The sequence below is a fragment of the Oleiphilus sp. HI0123 genome (assembly GCF_001635315.1).
The window spans coordinates 1-360 of the sequence record NZ_LWGE01000066.1 but is presented as its reverse complement, the minus strand read 5'-3'; the positions used below and the strand labels follow the sequence as shown (position 1 = coordinate 360).

Sequence of the window (360 nt, the reverse complement as noted above, 5' to 3'; positions counted from 1 at the left end):
TCAACGAGGCTTTGTGGAGCCTGATGAGCCCGCCGCACCTTGAGGTCGTTGAGCTATCGGAGGCTGACAAGCGAGATCGGAAGATGACCGTGCGCCTGATTGGCCCGAAGCTGCCCGGCTGATGCCTCGTGCCATCCTCGCAGAGCCTGCCAAGGCATAGGAGGGAAGGATGACCGACTTTCGCGACATGACGCCGGCCGAGCTTGAGAAGTCGATGGCCGACGATCTCTATCGCTTCATCATGGAGCATTGCCCGACGCGCGATCCTCAGGAAAACTGCGACCGCATCACGGGCTATCTGTACGACTTCTCGCAACACATTGAGACGGTCGCGCATCCACTCACAGAAGCCCAGAAGGC

The 360-nt window shown here is 59.7% G+C and carries 1 protein-coding gene; it reads left to right on the top strand.

Going from position 1 to position 360, the window contains the following annotated elements; genetic code table 11:
- Window positions 1–169: 169 nt before the first annotated feature.
- A partial coding sequence (locus A3761_RS00685; RefSeq protein WP_156491462.1) for a hypothetical protein occupies window positions 170–360 on the top strand: 191 nt, incomplete at its 3' end.